An 18,716-nucleotide genomic window follows, 5' to 3' on the forward strand; every position below is an offset into this window, starting at 1 on the left:
TTCCTGTAACGCTTTAAGTTCCTTAAGATGTTGTGCATCCATTCCTCCGTATTTCTGCTTCCACTGGTAGAAAGTAGCTGCTGAAATTCCATGCTCACGACAAATATCTTTTGTCGCTTTCCCAGATTCATATTCTTTCAGAATATTGATAATCTGATGTTCTGAAAATTTGCTCTTTTTCATAATGTTTAACAAACTAAATTTAATAATTTTAATTTGTCTGAAAAACAGGGAAGTTTACCAAAACAATTAATAGGCCGATTAAATATTTCATAACTGATAGTTTCTTACTCAATACATCACTTTGATTTTATCCTGCTCTTATGAATATATCCTTCTTTTCCTTCTTTAGTTTTCACTAAAAACCAATCACCTGTATTATTCAGAACCTCAATATGTTCTCCTGATTTTACCTTTTGCAAAACCTCTGAGGAAGTATTTTTATCTTTTCTTAAATTGGTATAACCATCTGGATCTTGAATCTTCCAATATTCTTTTTCTACCTTGATTATATAGCTTTTAAAAAAAGGTTTATATTTCACATTATAAAGTAAAAGTTCATTCTTATCAAGATTAGTAATTGTGATTTCATTCATGTAATTATATAAATTATAATAAACAACTGTTTTACTCTTCCATTCTGTATCGTATGAGGGAGAAAAAAAAGCTTCAATTTTACTTGATTTTTGTTCTATTTGCTTTTTTAATTGTTCAATTGTAAAACGGTCTATAGAGTTTTCACTTATCAATAGTGCGTCCTCGTTGATTTGAATTTCAACTATATTGTCTTTAAAGTATTTTTCATTTGTTAAGAAAGCAGAGGGTAAACTTTGAATAATATATTCAGTAAGCTGATCTTGTTTGTATTTGTATTCTCCTTTAATAAAAAAATAAGGTTTATATAAAAACAATTGAAATAAATATAATTCATAATTTTCTAGGTAATACCCTAAATTCTCATTATTAAAAACTTGTGACAAGAGGTTATAAGATCTTATGTCATCAAGCTGTTGTACTCTGACTAACAATAATTTAATGAAAAATATCTGTTCATATTGGTTTTTGTCAAAATTTCGATTACTTAGATATTTAAAAAAGTCTTCTCTAAATGTCTTATCTTCTAGTGAACTTATACTTATTTGCTCTATATATTCTCCATTGTATTTATACTTATTAAAATCTAAACCATCTATAAATGATTTAGAAATATTTATCCCATCTTTTAACTTATCATCTATATGTACTATTTTTTCCATTTTTTTATTTTTTTCAATACTTGTATTTTTCTTGTCTTTGCATCCTACTATCAAAGGCAAAAAAAATAATAAAAAGAGTTTAATATATTTTTTCATACTATTTTTTTATTGTTACTTTTCCAGGTTTAACGTTTGGATTACTTTTTTTATAACCCACCCACCAATCATATAACGCTTTTGCATCACTATCCCAAACTCTTATACATCCTTGTGTTCTTTTTAACTGTTTTATTTCATATCCTTCCTGTCTCCCACCATGAATCCTAATAGCACTCCTTTTGCTTTTTGCTGCTTCATCATTATTACCATGAATTGGTTCAAAAACTAAACGTGGATGTGGTCCATAAGATTCTCTGTTCTCTTTATCAGAAGAATAAAATGGGGTACTCTCATTTATTTGAAATTCTCCGAAAGGAACGTCAGCATTAGTTTTCATATGATCCTCACCTGCTATTCCTTCTAATAGACAATCTTTAATAGTTAATACAATTTCTTGATTATGATTATATACAAAAATTTTTCCCCTTCTACAATTAGATCTAACTTTCGTTTTTTCTAAATGTGTACACTTATTTCCTGTGTACTGTTCAGTAATTATAATATTCCAAGTTCCTTTATCCAAAATAGGTTTTGTCTCGGATTTTTCTTTTTCGCACTCAAACGTTTTTGCAGTATTTAATTTTCCTTCTTCATAAAATTTTGTAATATTCTTCTCTATTTCCCAAATATAAGTTTTACCTGGACCATCATATTTATTTTCACCGTTTTCATACCATATTTTCATTTCATCATATAATTCTTTAAATGCTTGTACTTTACCAGAACTCTTTTTTACTTTTATATTCTTATGGATTTTCCCTTCATATAAAAAAGATGGATTTTGTCTGTAGCCGTAATGCCTGGATTTACTTAAATCTGTCAATTTCCCATTTTTATTATATACCAAAGGGTATTGATTATCAAAAACAACATGGTTGGGTTGATTTCCTCTTCCAACATCAACGGGCATTAATATTGATAAATAGAAATCTGTAAGGGTGTTTATTTTATCTTTCTTTTTTGCTAAATATTTCTCAACATAATCTAATTGCTGTATTGCCGTCATTTTTAATAAATCAGCTCTTGTTGTTCCAACGGATTCTGCCGCAGAATCTCCAAATTGTATTAATCCAACGTAATTTTTTCCTTTTCCTGCGGTTGGTGAAAATGTTCTTCCTGTTTCCAGCGCCATTCCTGCCATTAATAGATTAGGATCTTTACCTAATCTTTTAGCTATTTGTACAACCTTTTTTCTAAATTCACAACTCACTTTTCCTCCCCAAATCAAGTCTTTATACTGTTCTTTACAAATACAACTAGAAGGAGTTTTCCCTTGCTTCGGTTCTTTCACCATCGTTGCACTTCTCCCACTTGGTACTTCTGTAGGAGTAGCATCAGCACTCACAGGCATCACCGCAGATTTTACAGAAGTATCATTGTGTATCACTTCTATAAAATAATCCTGTCTGCTACTATCAGTTCCAAATTCTTTGGCTTTGTCAAACATTTGTTTTGTTAGCTGTACTCCTATAAAACTAGTATCACCTGCCAATACCCAATCCTTTTCATATATCAAATCATTACTCCATGTGAAATTATCTTCTTCCCATATTTTTACCTTCACTTTTTTGCCTTTCATCTCTTTTGCTGTAATCTTTATTTTTACAGTAGTTCCTACTTTGGAAGAATGAAGCCTGTTTCCGTTTCCATCAACAAATTCAGCACTTAGGATCTTTCCTTCTGGATCATCACTTTTTTTTCCGCCCGTAGTTACTGGGAATTTCGCTGAATTCCCATCAGGTTTAGGTTTGGGTTTTTCTGGAGCAGGAGTTGTTTTAGGCTTTGCTGGTGAGGGAGTATGCCCTTTAGGAACCTCTCTTTTTCTTGGAGGTTCTGGATTATGAGTAGGGTTAACTACATTGATGTTAGGACTTGCTTTTTGTATATGTTTACTCACTACATCAGCCGTTACATAATATTCGTGAGTGGCTCCCTCGCTTTTATCACCTGATGCAGTGCGTGCATTCGCAATCATTACAGCCATTGTGTAAAAAGGTAATCTGAAAACAGCTTCTGCCATTCCTTTTTCATTCACTCTACCCATTACAGGAACAGGATTGATTTTGTTGAAGGCATTGATTAAAGGATCGTGCCCTTTTCCCTGAGCATCATCTTCCCAAAGGGTAAAAGCAATATTCATCTCGAACATTTCTACACAATATGCCCTTGCAATAATAGTGTCTTTATAGCTCAGTTTCTTACCTTTTGGAATAGGTTTATAGTTGGCATCCAGAAGTTCCACTCTGGTTATTTTAGCTTCTTTAGCCCTTTGTGGATGTACAATCAGTTCTCCATAGTCTTCGCCCTGACGTACAATGATCTTTATTCCCTTATGAAATAAACTCTTCTGTCCGAAAATATAAGGAACCATTTGACCCTCTTTATCGCTTCCGCCTTTTCTCCAGCCTGTTTTGGTCTGTACCATCACTTCCCAATGGGGTTTGGGTACTTGTAAAGGGTTTTTAATAGGTTGTAAAGGATTCAGCCAGCCATTTATTGTAGAAACAGAATACATTTCCTGTTTTCCTATCACGGGTTTATCGTTTCCAATGATTGTTAATTTTCCCATATTTGTGTTTGTGTTTATTCGCAGATGTTTACATCTTCTTCCTGTTCATCCTGAAATTCTTTATAGTCAAGCAACGGGTTCATATTCTGTTGCTGTTTTGGATCTGCATTCCTAACATTCTGTTGGGTAACCTCCGCAGTTTGGCCATGTTCTTTTATGGTAATTTTCCCTCCTGTTGTACACATCAATTCGGAAAGTTCCGTAATACAACTTTTGTTCATAACCTTTACTTTCTCATAAGATTTCTGCCATTTTCCAGCAGGAGCAAAAGCACAAGGTAAATAACCGCCTGAGCTTGGTTTCAGCTTGCACTGCCCAAAGCTGGGGCCAGATGGTGTGAATTGTAGATCATCTTCTGTAACGGCTAAATAATCCGCTTGTCCTTCTTTGTTATTCCAATAATGTTTCTGGTGAGAGGTTACTTTAAACTGTGGAAACTGATTCCCTTGATTGCATTGGGCTTTTCCTTTTTGAATCACGAAATATTTACCATCGTGAGGGGATGAATTTTCTGACATCGTATTGTGATTTTGGTGGTTTTCAAATCTAATAATTATCTGTAATTCTTTCTAATAAAAAAACTTCTCTTTTGATGTTTTCATTCCCAAAATATTGAAATCTTGCTTCAATTTTATACAATGATAAATTTTCTCGATTAAAAAGATATTCTGCAAAATGTTCACAATCTATAGGTTTCTTTTCTATATCTGTTTTCTCATCGAACTTGGAATCTGTAAAGTGTAATCCTTCCAGATTTCGATTATCAATAGAGATTCCTTTTTGCCAAATCCTTACTCTTTCATCATCTACAATATCTTTAGATGATAATATGTTTTGAAATTCAAATCGTATCGGCTGAACATCAAAGATCCAGGGATAAAAATCATAGTAAACATTTGAATTCGTCCAGCTTCCTAGTTTAGTTCTGTAGAATTCACTAAACATAAAAGAGTTAAATAATGTATTTTTAAACTTGTGTGAAATGATTTCGGAGCTTCCTACAATACCTTTCATCTTTTCAATATAATCAGAGGAATATTGATCTGGAAAAAAGTTCTTTATGGAATCCAATTCAGAAACAATATCTTCTGTTTTCTTTGTTAGTACTATATCAATAAGCTTCCCCTCAGTATCTATAATATATCGAATCGGATAGATAACCTCTATGCACATTTTTGCAAGCGTATCTACTTTGGTATCGGAAGTATCCTCATTTTTTCTGAAATCAAATACTGAGAAGAGAAAGTGATAATGCCCATTTTTAATTCCTTCAAGATCTAATCTTACTTTGTTTTCATATTTCGCAAGGATTGTATCATCGGAATAGGAGATCTGGGTAATTTGATAAGTACCTTCCCAGAGCTTAAAGTCAAAAGGGAATTTTCCTTTAGCCGGAAAATCATAAAAGCTTTGATTATGATCTCTGATTTTTTTGTTGAGCTCAAAGATTTCAGTTGATGATGGAATATAGATTTTCATTCCCTGAACAATATCTCCCTCAAAACGTTCGGACAAAGAACAGTTTCGGTTATGAAACTCTTTTAAATACTCAGGATTTTCAAGCTGTATCTCATTACAGAGGTCAGCAAGAGTCTGTCCTGACTTAGTGTAATAAATCATCATTGGGGTTTGTGTTTTTTATTTCACTAAATTTAGATAAAATATAATACTTAGAAGTAAAGGTTAACGCTAAATTTTGAAAATTGTAGTAAAACTACGATTCGAATAATAAAGTCTAAATACTTTCTAAATAAAAAAAGCCTCCTACTTCTGATCACACAAATGTAGGAGGCATCGTCTTTTCTATTAAAAAAACGAAAATTATTCAAATTTTACGGTCTGGTCACAGATTAAAATTGATATATAAAAGCATTAATATTCATTCCTGCTCCTACCGAAGCAAACAATACAACATCACCTTTTGTAAGCTGATGATCTTCTAGCTCTCCTTTTAAAATCATGGCCAGCAAAGACGGAATTGTTGCTACACTGCTGTTCCCCAACTTATGGATAACCATTGGCATAATGTGTTCAGGAGTTGAAGTATTATACAGTTGATAAAATCTGTTAACAATTGCTTCATCCATTTTCTCATTAGCCTGATGAATAATAATCTTGTCCAATTCATCAATTGAGTATCCACTATCATCCAAACATTTTTTCATTGCTTCCGGAACATGCAGAAGAGCAAATTCATATATTTTCCGGCCATCCATTTTAATATATTTGGTATCCGGACATTTCTCATTATTATAGGATTTACCAAAGTATAAATAGTCCTTTTCTGTGAAGGTGAAAGATGCTGATAAATGAGATTTTATTCCAGATTCATTATCTGTATTAGTTTCAAGAACAGCAGCTCCCGCTCCGTCAGCATAGATCATACTATCTCTGTCATGAATATCCACCACACGGGATAATGTTTCAGCTCCAATTACCAGACAACGCTTGGCAATACCTGCCTTAATAAAGGCATTGGCCTGTATTACTCCTTCAATCCAACCTGGACATCCAAACAAAACATCATAGGCAACACAGAAATTGTTTCGTATTCCCAATAAATGCTTCACTCGGGCAGCAAGACTGGGAACTGTATCAGACTGGACAGTGCCAAAACGTACATCTCCAAAATTGTGAGCGAATATAATATAATCCAGTGTTTCAGGATCTATTCCTGCAGCTTCTATGGCAGCTTGGGCTGCTTTAAGCCCTAAATCTGAAGTAACTTGTGTACTTTTAGCATATCGCCTTTCTTCAATACCTGTAATCTTTTTTAATTTCTCTGTTATTAAGGCATTATTATCTTTTAATAAAGCTCCATTCTCATTGAGGAAAATATGCTTGTCAAAAAATAAATTGGTGATTGTTTCTGACGGGATATAGTTCCCCACTCCAATAATTCTGGTCATCATCTTTTTTATGTTGTTCATCCTGTTTTTATAGTACTTCAGGAATAATTCGATAAATATAACGATAATACTTATCAATATAGTATAACAAAAAGATAATTCTGATGAATTTACAAATACCACTACTTATACAAAAAGAGGGCTCCAAAATCGGAACCCTCTTTTTGTATTTTCAAAACTGAAAATTATACTTTCATAATTTCAGCTTCTTTCGTTTTAAGATGCTCATCGCAAAGCTTTACATACTTATCTGTATACGTCTGGATTTCTTCTTCCACACCTTTCACAACGTCTTCAGAAACTCCCTCAAGTCTTTTAAGCTCTTTCAAACCGTCTTGTCTTGCATTTCTAACTACGATTTTTGTCTGCTCAGTTTCGCTTTTAGCCTGTTTTGCTAACTCTTTTCTTCTTTCCTCTGTTAAAGGTGGTACATTAAGAATAATGTTTTCTCCATTGTTAGAAGGTGCAAAACCTAAGTTTGAATTAATGATCGCTTTTTCGATTGCGTTAATCGCTGTTCTGTCCCAAGGTTGAATAGAGATGGTCATTGCATCTGGAATAGAAACATTGGCAACCTGGTTGATGGGAGTCATTGCTCCATAATATTCAACCATTACATCCTGAACCATTGATGTAGAAGCACGTCCTGCTCTGATTCTTTGAAATGCATGGTCAAGGTGTTTTACCGCAGCGTCCATGTCCTGTTTTACAGATTCTAATATTAAATCTAATTCTTCCATTATTATAGTATAGTTTGATAAATTACACATTATTAAATCTCACTGAATATCAATATTTTAACAACTTAAAACACCTATAAAACCAGTGTTTTCCAACTGTTTTTTACTGTTTTTTTTACTATTCAGTGGTGCAAAAATAATGATTTTTGATATAAGGAAGCATAGCTTATCTATTTTTATTGAACATTCCATTGGATATTATCAATTACACAACATGAAAAAAGATAGAATGATCTGGTAATATAATTACTGAGAATATATTTTGGCTATTCCACTTAATGAGAAGTTATTTTTAATTCCATACTTTTTACTGAGAAAGAAAACACCAAACAAAACGTTGAAGCAGATCAATAAATGTAAAAACAATATTAAAATAAAAACACCTGTTATGGTACATTATCATAACAGGTGTTTATTATATTTTTTTACAAAGTTGATTATAAATCAACCAAAGTACCTACATTTTCGCCTTCCACTATTTTTACTAAGTTTCCGTCTTTATTCATATCGAATACAATGATAGGTAATTTATTTTCGTGGCTTAAAGTAAAGGCAGTCATATCCATTACTTTAAGGTTTTTCTCAAATACTTCATCGAAAGATAATGAGTTGTATTTTACAGCATCAGCATTTTTTTCAGGATCGCTGTCGTAGATTCCGTCTACTCTTGTACCTTTAAGGATTACATCTGCTCCGATTTCAATAGCTCTTAATGTAGCAGCTGTATCTGTTGTAAAATAAGGGTTTCCTGTACCTGCACCAAAGATCACTACTCTTCCTTTTTCAAGGTGTCTTACTGCTCTTCTTTTGATGAAAGGCTCAGCTACCTTATCCATTTCTATTGCAGACTGAAGTCTTGTTTTAATTCCAGCATCCTCCAATGCTCCTTGTAATGCCATTCCGTTGATTACAGTTGCTAACATACCCATGTAGTCACCCTGTACTCTGTCCATTCCTTTCGCTGCCCCTGCTACACCACGGAAAATGTTTCCTCCTCCAATGACGATCGCTACTTCACAGCCTTTTTCAACTACTTTTTTAATCTCTGCAGCATATTCCTGCAGTCTTTCGTTGTCAATACCGTATTGTCTGTTCCCCATTAAGGCCTCTCCACTAAGTTTCAGAAGGATTCTTTTATATTTCATCTTTTATTTTTAATAAACTTTTTACTTGAGTTGGTTTCCCAAAAATTTGATTTTGCAAATATAATCATTAAAAATATTGATAAAAGAAAAATATTTAATTAGAAATAATGTAAGAAATATTTTGAAAAGTACGAAAAAGGATTATTTTTGCATTAATTATAAATTGAGTTGAAGAAAATTATCATTTTTTCATTATTTCTATCAGGAATTGTTTCTTATGCGCAAACAGGAACAAATGTGTATCCGTTCTTAAATGTACCTGTATCTGCAAGACAGGCTGCCTTGGGTGGAGATGCAATTTCGATAAGAGATTATGATGTTTCCTTTGCTATTGCAAACCCAGCCCTATTAAATAAAGATTCCGATAAACAGCTTTCTGTAAACGCTACTGCTTATCTTGCCGATTCCAAATACGGAACCATTGCCTATGCCAAAGACTTTGAAAACGGTCACATGGCTACCATCAATGCAAGGTATATGAGCTATGGAAGTATTCCAAGAACCGATGAAAGCGGTTTTCAGGATGGAGAATATAAAGCTTCAGATGTTGCCATTGGTGCCGGATATGCTTACCAGTTTGAAGAAGACTGGACAATTGGCGGAGGATTGAATTTCGTTACCTCAAAAATAGACAACTATACATCTTCCGCAATCTCAGGAACTGCGGGAATTACCTATCATAATAAAAAGAATAAAGAAGTTCTTTCCCTAGTATTAAGAAACTTTGGTTTCCAGCTAAAGTCATTTAACGGAACTCGCGAGAATCTTCCATTTAGAATAGACATAGGATATACTAAAATATTAAAGAACTTCCCTCTTGCTATTACCATTACAGCACACGATCTTCAACAATTTAATATCTCATCCGAATATAATGTAGAAGGCCAGAAAGTGAATGCCGGAAGAAAAATTGCCGATCACTTCTCTTTGGGAGCGGAATTATTCCCGGAAAAAAACTTTAATATCAGATTGGGATATAATGTAAAAAGAGGAAATGAACTTGCTGTAGCTGATCAGAGAAACTTTTCAGGACTTTCCGGCGGATTTGGAATTAAAGTTTCAAGATTCCGTATAGATTATGCCCACATAAGATACCATAACGCTTCGAACGTCAACCAGATAGGTATCTCTATGGATCTTTCCAGCCACAGAGGAGAATAGAAAAATTCTTAAATACCTCTTAAAATTTCTTATTAGTTCTTGATTTTCTAAAAAAAATCTTGAAATTTGCAGTATGAAAAAACCTGTAATAGCTATCGATGGGTACTCGTCTACCGGAAAAAGTTCTATCTCCAAAATCATTGCTGATAAGCTAGGACTTATTCATATGGATACAGGAGCACTTTACAGAGGAGTTACCTGGTTTGCCCTACAAAATTGCCTGAATGAAGAAGGTAAAATTGATCTGAATATTTTATTTTCATCTTTAGATCAGATTCATCTTGAATTTAAAAATAATGACGGAACACTTGTTCTTTATCTTAATAATGTAGATATTTCCAAGGAGATTCGTACCAATGAGGTTTCTGATAATGTAAGTCTTGTCGCAAAACAAAAAGAAGTGAGAGATTACTTATTACAATCTCAGCGTTCTATAGCAGAAAAAGGCGGTGTTATTATGGACGGACGTGACATAGGGACAGTCGTTCTGCCAAATGCGGACTATAAATTCTTCCTTACTGCCAGTATTGACGAAAGAACCAACAGAAGATTTCTTGAATTAAAAGGCCTGGGCATTGAGGCCGATAAGGAACAGGTAAAGCAGAATCTTATTGAAAGAGATAAAATTGACAGTGAACGTGAAATTGCCCCATTGAAGCAGGCTGACGACGCTACAGTAATCGACAACTCTGAGCTTACTAAAGAAGAAACCATAGAACTGATTCTTTCTTACATCGAAAAGATTTAACAATTTTTAATAGGCACAAAGCCTCCTTTGGTATACAAATTGTAAGTTTTACTAGTGTAAAAACTAATCTATTATTAACTATTAAAAAACTTAAAATGTCTAAAAACGGAAAAAATACAGCAGGTATATTGGCGGGACTTCTTGCAGGTGCTGCAGCAGGTGTAATCTTAGGAATGTTATATGCACCGGAAGAAGGTAAAGAAACTAGAAAAAAAATCAAAAATAAAGCCAACGATCTGAAAGATCAGGCAAAAGACAAATACGGAGAGGTTTCTGAAAAAGTGAAAGACCAATATGGAAATATTTCTTCTACTTTTAAAGAAACAGCTAATAACGTAGCACATACTGTGAAAGACGGATATGACAAATACAAAGATCAAATTGTTTCTAAAACTGCAGATGTAGTAAAAGATGTAGAGGCTGAACTGAATGATCTTAAATCATAAGTAATTTATCTTTTTTAAGTAAATTACAGAAAGGAACTTTTGTGCGAAAGTTCCTTTTTTTGTAACTTTAAAAAAAAACAATGATAGAAACTATTAAAGAATACGCCTCAAAAAGAATCGATCTTCTGAAAATAGAAGCTACAGAAAAGTCGTCTCTTTCTGCCGGGCTCATTACCTACTTTGTAGTACTGCTTGTTGCTTTTGCTTTTTTTATTATCCTTTTCAATTTTGGAATCGCTTTTCTTATTGGCAAAGCACTGGATAATTATTCCTACGGTTTCTTAATTGTAGCGGCGTTTTACGCTTTAGTAATGGCTTTTGTCATTTCATTCAAAAATAAGATTGTGAATACTGTTGCAGATCAGGTTATTAAATTTTTAAATCATTCAAGCCATGAGTAGAAAATATGAAAGTATAGAAGAATTAAGAAGAAAGAAAAAACTGCTTAAAGGTGAAATTAGTGATCTGGAAAACCTTCTTACTTTTAAGAATACCAAAGAAAGCCTTAGTGCATTCACCAATGGTTTAAGTGATCAGTATCTTCAGGAAAAAGTAGACGAAGACGGTGATGAAAAAGTTGTCCTGCGAAAGGACGTTATTGCCAAGCAGCTTACTTCAGAAGTGAAAGATCTTCTGATCAGTAAAAATACGGCTGTAGGTCTTGCCAGTACAGCTTTTAAAGGAAATATCGCAGACAGTATTATTAAATTAGGTGTTACTGCTATTGTTGGCAACTACGCCAAAAAGAATATGAAAAGTTCTAATTGGAAAAATAAACTGGTAGGTGCTGCATTGATTTACCTCGCTCCTATTGCCTTGAAATATGTCAGAAAAAAACTGGAAGTATATCAAAAAAACAAAAGCGTTTCCAGTATGGAACAATTGATATAAAAGATTTTATAGACGTTAGATATCAGATTTCAGATCTATTAATTGGGTAATCAATCTTCCCACACAAATAATCTCTGAAATCTGATATCTGAAGTTTAAAATTTATTTAGAAAATAGCTGACCTAAAATAATTCCGGCTGCCATTGATACATTCAGGCTTTCTGTAGACTGGGATTTTCCAAACCTTGGAATACTGATGCATTTTTGCAGTTGTTTTTCTGTTTCAGGTCTCATTCCGTTTCCTTCATTTCCAAGAATCAGATTGATTTTTTCAGGTTTCTCAAAGGTATAGATGTTTTCTCCATCCATATCAGTTCCGATATTTACATTTTCAGTGTTAGAAAGATATTCCACAAGATCTGTATACACGACATTAACTCTTGTAAACGATCCCATAGTCGCCTGAATAACTTTTGGATTATAAACATCTACTGTATCTTCACTACAAATGATCTGTTCTATCCCAAACCAATCTGCCAATCGGATAATGGTTCCTAAATTTCCCGGATCCTGAATACCATCCAAAACAAGCTGTATTTTCTTATCTTCCCATCTTTCTTCCTCAGCCAGATAGCAAACGGCAACAGAATCTTTTGGGGTTTTAAGAAAACTAATTTTTTTTAACTCATTTTCAGAGATATGAGTAATAGGGATATCAGTATGATCCAATTTTTGTGGATCAGTTGATAATATTTCTTTAACTTTAAAGTTAGAATTGAAAAGTTCACAAATGATTTTATTACCTTCAACCAAAAACAAATTGTATTTTTGTCTGAACTTCTTTTTATCTAAAGATTGTAAAACTTTTATTGTATGAGCTGTAAGCATTATAAGAATTCTCCTCAAAAATATTATAAAATTATTTCATTTGCAACATTTGTTGGTCTCCTTTATGCTTGTAGTACCACAAAAAAAGTTCCAGATGGTGAATATCTGCTTACTAAGAACAACTTTGAGTTCGAAGATAAGAAAGAATTTTTTGATGAGGAATTAAAGGATTACGTACAACAAAAACCTAACAAGAAACAGTTTCTTTTCATGCCATTAGGCCTTATGTTCTATAATATGGCCAATCCAAAATACGACACGATTCTTAATGAATACATGACGTATCCGAGTGAAATGAGAAATCAGAAACTGAGAGATTCATTATTTATCAGATACAATATGAAAAACAGTGTTGGAAAAAATCTTTTTTTCGACCGACTATTGCATAGCTGGGGATCACCACCTGTTATTTTGGATCAGACAAGAAGTGAAAAAAGTGCAGAATCTATCAAAAAGAGACTCACATACAGAGGGTTTTGGGATGCAGAAGTGAAATATAAACAAAATATGGACTCTGCTTCTAAAAAAGCAACCGTAAACTATTTTGTTAAACACAATGAACCTACCTATATTAAAGATTATTTCTTTAATATTCCTGATGCGGGAATAAAACAAATCTATAATTATCATCTCAATAAAACTCTTGTAAGATCAGGTAAAATCCTTGATCAGACTGTTCTTGAAAAAGAAGTAAACAGGATTACAGACTTAATGAAAGAATCCGGGTATTACAGATTTAATAGTAACAATGATGAAGTTTATTTTGTCGCAGACTCATTAAAGAGCAAAAAACAAGTTCCTCTGACCTTGGAAATTCATAAAGATTCCTTAGACCGTCCTTATAAGAAAGCTACTTTTGGGAATATTGATGTCGCTATCGTAGATGATGCTAATGATTTCCCTAAGAACACTGTGAAAGACAGTTTAAGAAGAATCAGATTCCATAAAATGAATGATAAATATAAAACATCATCACTATGGAGAACCATTATTGTAGATAGTAAACAACTTTACGATCAGCAAAAATTGGATGTAACCAAGAGGAATCTCTTGACTATGAACAATTTCAGTATTGTAAAAGCAAGAGACTCACTAAGACGCGGAGGCATGACTTCCCCTAACGATAGCATTGTAGATGTTTTATATATATTGAAACCTCTTCCTAAATATGAGCTGAAAGTAGGAACAGACCTTAATTATTCCCAGATTCTGAATCTTGGAGTCTCACCGTCTGTAGATCTTACGACTCGTAATGTTTTCAAAGGTGCGGAAAACCTTTCTACAAGTCTTTCCGGTACTTTTGGATCTATTGCCAGTACAGAAAATACAGATAAAAGAGTATTAGCTTATGAAATATCAGCACAGGCATCCCTGAACTTTCCGAGACTTTTATTGCCTTTTAATTATTATAAATTTATTCCTAAAAGATACACCCCTACTTCCTCTATCCTGTTAGGTGCTTCCATACAAAATAACATTGGATTGGGAAGGGTCAACTTTAATACCGGATTAAATTATCAGGCGAATGTAAATGAACAGGTATATCATAAACTTACCTTATTCAATACCCAGATCAGTTTAACAAAGAATAAAAATGCTTATTACGATTACTTCGTCAATGATGAAGTCGTAAGACAGTCAATATTTGCAGACTATTACGCTAAAACAGGTGTTGATCTTCAACAACAAGTAAATTCTGGACAAATTAGCATTGATGATGCCTCTCAAAAGATCATCGATAATGTTGATTACCGTGCTGCACTTGATTCACAAGGATTAGATTTACTGACAACCTTTAGAGGAAGTCTTATCAATAAAGAAAGACAAACCCAGGATGTCTTTATTTCTTCTATGATCTACAATTTTGTGTATAATGAAATTGGAAAGAAAGATTACCCTAATGCCTTTTATTTTAATGGAAAGGTTGAGCTTGCCGGTAATATTTTAAGTCTTTTCAATAAGAAAAGCAATGACGGAGGAGTTGTTTCGGGACCGCAAAAAACAATTTTCGGAATTCCTTATGCTCAATTCGTAAAATTCGATATTGATACTAGAAAATATTTCAAATTCAATGGTAATCAAACCTTAGTTCTCCGCCAGTTTATTGGGATTGGTATTCCTTATGGGAATTCTGATGATATGCCTATTATTAAATCTTATTTCAATGGTGGTTCCAATGATATCAGAGCTTGGGTAGCGTTTGGAGGATTAGGCCCTGCCGACTCTCAGGTAGACGAAAGAATTCGTGCTTACATGACTAATGATATAAAGCTGACCACCAATATTGAATATAGAATCCCTTTTAATAATATGTATGAAGGGGCTATATTCACAGATATAGGAAACACCTGGAGTCTTCGTAATCACAATGACGCTCACCAGGATCAGTTCAGATTCAATAAATTCTTAGGACAAATGGGGATTGGTAGCGGATTCGGATTAAGAATCAACGTGGCATATATTACCTTGAGATTAGATTTTGCTTATAAAATCTTCGATCCAAATAAACCTGAGGGAGACCGTTGGAGATTCAAAACATTACAGCCTTTCAAACCTACGGTTAATTTTGCTTTCGGATATCCTTTCTAATCCGGAGATACTCCAAGAATAAAATATACTACAGCAATAACACGGGCGAGGATTTCCCTCGCCTGATTTCTGTAGAAACTTTCAGGTTTTGTTACATCCTGTGCATCAAATCCCAATGCATTCATATCATTATTTCTTGCAAAAAACAACGCGCGAAGGTTGTGGTATCCCTGAGAAACAATAATGACATTTTTCTTCTTATACACATCTTTACAACGAAGAATACTCTTGTAGGTATTAAAACCTTTCGGATCTTCAACGATAATATCTTCAGGAACTCCTTCCTGATAGATCAGATAATTTTTCATGGCAGCCGGCTCATTGTACCCTTTGCTCTTTTCACCACTTACAATAATTTTCTTAATTTTTCCATGGTGATAAAGAAGAGCCGCCGCATCCATTCTCTTAGTAAAATAAGGATTGGAAAGACCTGATCGCATTTTTGGGGAAGTTCCCAGCACCAAAGCGACCTCTCTTGGTGGGATCTTTGAAATTTTGGTATAGGTTCGTCCGTTGGTGAGTCCAAAAACCCACACATTACAGAAACATATCATTAAAATTCCTAATTCTAATGATACTCTTCCTAAGTTAAATATGTTCCTAATAATTCTCAACTAAGATCAAAGTTAAGCTTTATTTTTTTACTTTTCACTATTGACATGCAAGCTAATATATGTCCTTGTCCTTCCTCTTTTTCGGTAAGGTATTCATTCTCCAGCAGTTCCACTTCTCCTTCTTCTAAAGAACATTCGCAACTTCCGCAGATTCCTGATTTGCACGAATAAGGAACCGGAAACTTCTGAAGTAAAAGTTGCTGCAGAATTTTATCCTTATTATCAGGAAGTTGAGTTGTATATTTTTTTCCCAGCATTGTAAATTCCACTTCTATATTTTCAATAAGTGGAAATTCTTTTTCTACAGGATAAATATCATCATTATATTCTTCAAAAAGTTCAAAATGAATATTTCTTTTTGGAATTCCGTGGTGATAACAAGCATTTGCCAATGTTTTAATCATCTCTCCCTTTCCGCAAATCAATACTTCATCCACAGCATCCCAAATCGTAGATTCTTCGTCTGTATCATCTAAATGGAGAATCTGATTGATAATTAAGTTGAGTTTCTTTTCATCCAATCTGCCATAGAAGAACTGATCAGCAGTTTTTTCCTGTGAAAAGAAGTAAAAAATCTGAAGTCTGTCTCCACAAGTTCTGGCAAGATTGTCCAGCTGATCTCTGTATATCAGATCCTCTGAACTTTTATTTCCAAAAAATAAAAACAGTCTTGTTCTTGGTTCGTTATGGAGGATATTTTTAAAATGACTTAATATAGGAGTAATTCCAATACCGGCAGCAAAAGCAACAATGGTTCTGAATTCGCTGGGCTTAGAAACTATGGTAAATCTACCTGCAGGTTCACTTACCATTAATTCATCTCCTTCCTTATAGTTTTGAAACAGCTGAGAAGTAGCTCCATCAGGTGAATTAACTTTTATTCCTAAACATATTTTGCCCTCATAAGGAGCTGAAGTCATTGAATAATCATTAATAACCTCTTCCCCATGTGATTGAAATTTTACACTAACGAACTGCCCAGCTTCAAACGCAAAGTTTTCTTTCCAATTCTCCGGAATATCGAATTCCAGAGAAAAAGTATTTTTGGTCAGCTCTACCTTTTTCGCTATTTTTAACGGACGAAACTGTATCAGTTTCCCTTTATAGATTTGTTGTTCCATACTTCAATTCAAAAATAGATAAAAAATAATTTATGAAGAAGATAATTTTATCCACGTTGATTCTGACTGCTCTTTACAGCTGTAAAAAAGAAGCCTCAAAAACAGAAAACAACATCACTGCCGATTCTCTTTCTGTAACACAAAATACAACAGGTCAACCAGCTACGTATGTTCCCAAAGAACTTTCTCCTGAGAATGTTGGCCAACATCTGGCTAAAAACAATGATACTTTATATATTACAAATTTCTTTGCAACATGGTGTGGGCCTTGTATGAAAGAAATTCCAAGTTTTAAAAATAAAATGCAGGAACTAAAAGACAAACCTGTAAAATTTACCTTTGTCAATCTTGATGATAAAGCAGATTGGGATGGGGCTGTGAAAAATTTTGTAATAGAAAATAATCTGGGTGCCAACGTTATTTTATTGGATGGACAAAAATTAGATCAAAATTTCTTTACCCATAATTTTAAACAATGGGATGGCGGTTCGATTCCTTTTACTTTCATGAGAAAAGGAAGTCAGACAGATGAGTATCTGGGAATGATGACCGAGGAAGTATTGAACTCTAAAATCAATACTTTTCTAAAATAAAATATACATCTTTCTGAATAATGTCAAAAAGATTTAAGATCCTGTGTTTACTGTTGGTCATTGCAATCATTGGTGGGGTAATCATTAATCTAAACACAGGATTTTTGACTTTAAGTCTTCAGGATTTTCTCCAGGATTCCGCTCAAAGTCAAATTGCTGAAATACGTATTAACAGAGTTCTTGTTATGCTATTGGCTGGGATTTCAATTCCAACCTCTGGTTTTCTGATGCAGGAATATTTCCAAAATCCATTGGCTGGGCCTGACATTCTGGGCATCACTTCTGTTGCCAGTTTATCGGTAGCATTCTATATTTTCTTTTCCCATACCATTTTGCTTCCGGAATTTCTACAAAACAGTTTTCTAAGTTTGTCTGCTATTGGTGGGAGTTTATTATTGATGTTGATCCTGCTGTCCATGTCCAATAAATTTCAGGACAAATCTTATCTTATTATTTTTGGTTTTTTAGTATCTGCTTTTGCTGGAGCCATCGTCTCATTATTGCAGTTCTATGCTGAAAATCAAAGCCTGAAAAACTACATTTTATGGTCGTTTGGAGCGAATAATATGGTCACCAGAAATCAGATCTATGTTTTATCTATTTTGGTATTTATAGGGTTGTTCTTTTGTTTCAAATCTATAAAACCATTAATAGGGAATTCGTTGGGAACTTCCTATGCACAGAGTTTAGGTGTTAATCTGAAGCACTTAAAGCTTTTAATAATTATTGCCTCTTCCCTACTTTCCGCCTCTATTACAGCCTTTTTAGGGCCTATTCTATTCATTGGAATAATCGTTCCCCATTTTTGTCGATTGATCTACAATCCTTCCAAATTATGGCAGCAATGGATCTTAAATATGTTTTTGGGAATGCTGATCATGTTATTCTTTTCAGTGATTGCAGAAAAAACTCAAATTCCTTTGAATGTGATAAGTTCTATATTTGGGATTCCTGTGATCTTATTGATGCTTTTGAAGCAAAATAAGGTGTGATTTTTTGTTGGATAA

General features: G+C 33.6%; 19 protein-coding genes. 8 read left to right on the forward strand and 11 right to left on the reverse strand.

Features of this window, described 5'->3' with window-relative positions; translation table 11 throughout:
• The 8 genes from GTR01_RS12860 to pyrH all read right to left on the reverse strand — a co-directional run.
• Window positions 1–183 (reverse strand): transposase (locus GTR01_RS12860; RefSeq protein WP_160138245.1); only part of this gene is annotated, 183 nt, incomplete at its 3' end.
• 116 nt (window positions 184–299) lie between these two features.
• Entirely contained in the window at window positions 300–1,352 is a 1,053-nt protein-coding gene (locus GTR01_RS12865) for an SH3 domain-containing protein (protein WP_160138246.1), read from the reverse strand.
• Window position 1,353: 1 nt separating this feature from the next.
• Window positions 1,354–3,924 (reverse strand): L,D-transpeptidase, encoded by a 2,571-nt coding sequence (locus tag GTR01_RS12870; RefSeq protein WP_160138247.1) that lies wholly within the window; start codon window positions 3,922–3,924, stop codon window positions 1,354–1,356.
• 14 nt (window positions 3,925–3,938) lie between these two features.
• Entirely contained in the window at window positions 3,939–4,442 is a 504-nt protein-coding gene (locus GTR01_RS12875) for a DUF4280 domain-containing protein (protein ID WP_160138248.1), read from the reverse strand.
• 28 nt (window positions 4,443–4,470) lie between these two features.
• Window positions 4,471–5,547, reverse strand: a complete 1,077-nt coding sequence (locus GTR01_RS12880) for a hypothetical protein (RefSeq protein WP_160138249.1) — start codon at window positions 5,545–5,547, stop codon at window positions 4,471–4,473.
• Between the two features lie 227 nt (window positions 5,548–5,774).
• Window positions 5,775–6,836, reverse strand: coding sequence for a 3-oxoacyl-ACP synthase III family protein (locus GTR01_RS12885; RefSeq protein WP_160138394.1), 1,062 nt, complete (start codon window positions 6,834–6,836; stop codon window positions 5,775–5,777).
• A gap of 182 nt (window positions 6,837–7,018) precedes the next feature.
• Window positions 7,019–7,573 carry a ribosome recycling factor gene (gene frr, locus GTR01_RS12890; RefSeq protein WP_160138250.1) on the reverse strand — a complete coding sequence of 185 codons (555 nt, stop codon included), beginning with the start codon at window positions 7,571–7,573 and terminating at the stop codon, window positions 7,019–7,021.
• Between the two features lie 437 nt (window positions 7,574–8,010).
• Window positions 8,011–8,718 carry a UMP kinase gene (pyrH, locus tag GTR01_RS12895; RefSeq protein ID WP_068943145.1) on the reverse strand — a complete coding sequence of 236 codons (708 nt, stop codon included), beginning with the start codon at window positions 8,716–8,718 and terminating at the stop codon, window positions 8,011–8,013.
• Window positions 8,719–8,886: 168 nt separating this feature from the next.
• Here pyrH and porQ point away from each other — a divergent pair, with 168 nt between their 5' ends.
• The 5 genes from porQ to GTR01_RS12920 all read left to right on the forward strand — a co-directional run bounded on the left by porQ (window position 8,887) and on the right by GTR01_RS12920 (window position 11,964).
• Window positions 8,887–9,879 carry a type IX secretion system protein PorQ gene (gene porQ, locus GTR01_RS12900; RefSeq protein ID WP_160138251.1) on the forward strand — a complete coding sequence of 331 codons (993 nt, stop codon included), beginning with the start codon at window positions 8,887–8,889 and terminating at the stop codon, window positions 9,877–9,879.
• A 73-nt stretch (window positions 9,880–9,952) separates the two neighbouring features.
• The gene (gene cmk / locus GTR01_RS12905; protein ID WP_160138252.1) at window positions 9,953–10,627 is read left to right on the forward strand and encodes a (d)CMP kinase; all 675 of its coding nucleotides are present in this window, start codon (window positions 9,953–9,955) and stop codon (window positions 10,625–10,627) included.
• Window positions 10,628–10,722: 95 nt separating this feature from the next.
• Complete coding sequence (locus GTR01_RS12910; protein ID WP_160138253.1) at window positions 10,723–11,073, forward strand: YtxH domain-containing protein; 351 nt, start codon at window positions 10,723–10,725, stop codon at window positions 11,071–11,073.
• Window positions 11,074–11,153: 80 nt separating this feature from the next.
• A complete protein-coding gene (locus GTR01_RS12915; protein WP_068943141.1) occupies window positions 11,154–11,474 on the forward strand; it encodes a phage holin family protein in 321 nt (106 codons plus the stop codon).
• Window positions 11,467–11,964 carry a phosphoribosyl-ATP pyrophosphatase gene (locus tag GTR01_RS12920; protein ID WP_160138254.1) on the forward strand — a complete coding sequence of 166 codons (498 nt, stop codon included), beginning with the start codon at window positions 11,467–11,469 and terminating at the stop codon, window positions 11,962–11,964. Before GTR01_RS12915 ends, GTR01_RS12920 begins: the two co-directional genes overlap by 8 nt.
• A gap of 102 nt (window positions 11,965–12,066) precedes the next feature.
• On the opposite strand, the gene GTR01_RS12925 is transcribed toward GTR01_RS12920, so the two are convergent.
• Window positions 12,067–12,792, reverse strand: coding sequence for a TrmH family RNA methyltransferase (locus tag GTR01_RS12925; RefSeq protein ID WP_160138255.1), 726 nt, complete (start codon window positions 12,790–12,792; stop codon window positions 12,067–12,069).
• Between GTR01_RS12925 and GTR01_RS12930 the strand changes: the two genes are divergently transcribed.
• Window positions 12,778–15,381: a BamA/TamA family outer membrane protein gene (locus GTR01_RS12930; protein ID WP_160138256.1), complete on the forward strand. Its 2,604-nt coding sequence runs from the start codon at window positions 12,778–12,780 to the stop codon at window positions 15,379–15,381. The genes GTR01_RS12925 and GTR01_RS12930 overlap by 15 nt on opposite strands.
• On the opposite strand, the gene GTR01_RS12935 is transcribed toward GTR01_RS12930, so the two are convergent.
• Both GTR01_RS12935 and GTR01_RS12940 read right to left on the reverse strand, forming a co-directional pair.
• Window positions 15,378–15,935, reverse strand: coding sequence for a vancomycin high temperature exclusion protein (locus GTR01_RS12935; protein ID WP_410492580.1), 558 nt, complete (start codon window positions 15,933–15,935; stop codon window positions 15,378–15,380). The two genes, GTR01_RS12930 and GTR01_RS12935, sit on opposite strands and share 4 nt — an antisense overlap.
• 56 nt (window positions 15,936–15,991) lie before the next feature.
• A complete protein-coding gene (locus tag GTR01_RS12940; RefSeq protein ID WP_160138258.1) occupies window positions 15,992–17,116 on the reverse strand; it encodes a ferredoxin--NADP reductase in 1,125 nt (374 codons plus the stop codon).
• A 32-nt stretch (window positions 17,117–17,148) separates the two neighbouring features.
• On the opposite strand from GTR01_RS12940, the gene GTR01_RS12945 reads away from it, so the two are divergent.
• Both GTR01_RS12945 and GTR01_RS12950 read left to right on the forward strand, forming a co-directional pair.
• Entirely contained in the window at window positions 17,149–17,709 is a 561-nt protein-coding gene (locus GTR01_RS12945) for a TlpA family protein disulfide reductase (protein ID WP_160138259.1), read from the forward strand.
• A 20-nt stretch (window positions 17,710–17,729) separates the two neighbouring features.
• Window positions 17,730–18,701 carry a FecCD family ABC transporter permease gene (locus GTR01_RS12950; RefSeq protein WP_185155127.1) on the forward strand — a complete coding sequence of 324 codons (972 nt, stop codon included), beginning with the start codon at window positions 17,730–17,732 and terminating at the stop codon, window positions 18,699–18,701.
• The last annotated feature ends 15 nt before the right edge of the window (window positions 18,702–18,716 follow it).

This window comes from Chryseobacterium sp. c4a (assembly GCF_009900745.1).
In the GTDB taxonomy this organism is placed as follows: domain Bacteria; phylum Bacteroidota; class Bacteroidia; order Flavobacteriales; family Weeksellaceae; genus Chryseobacterium.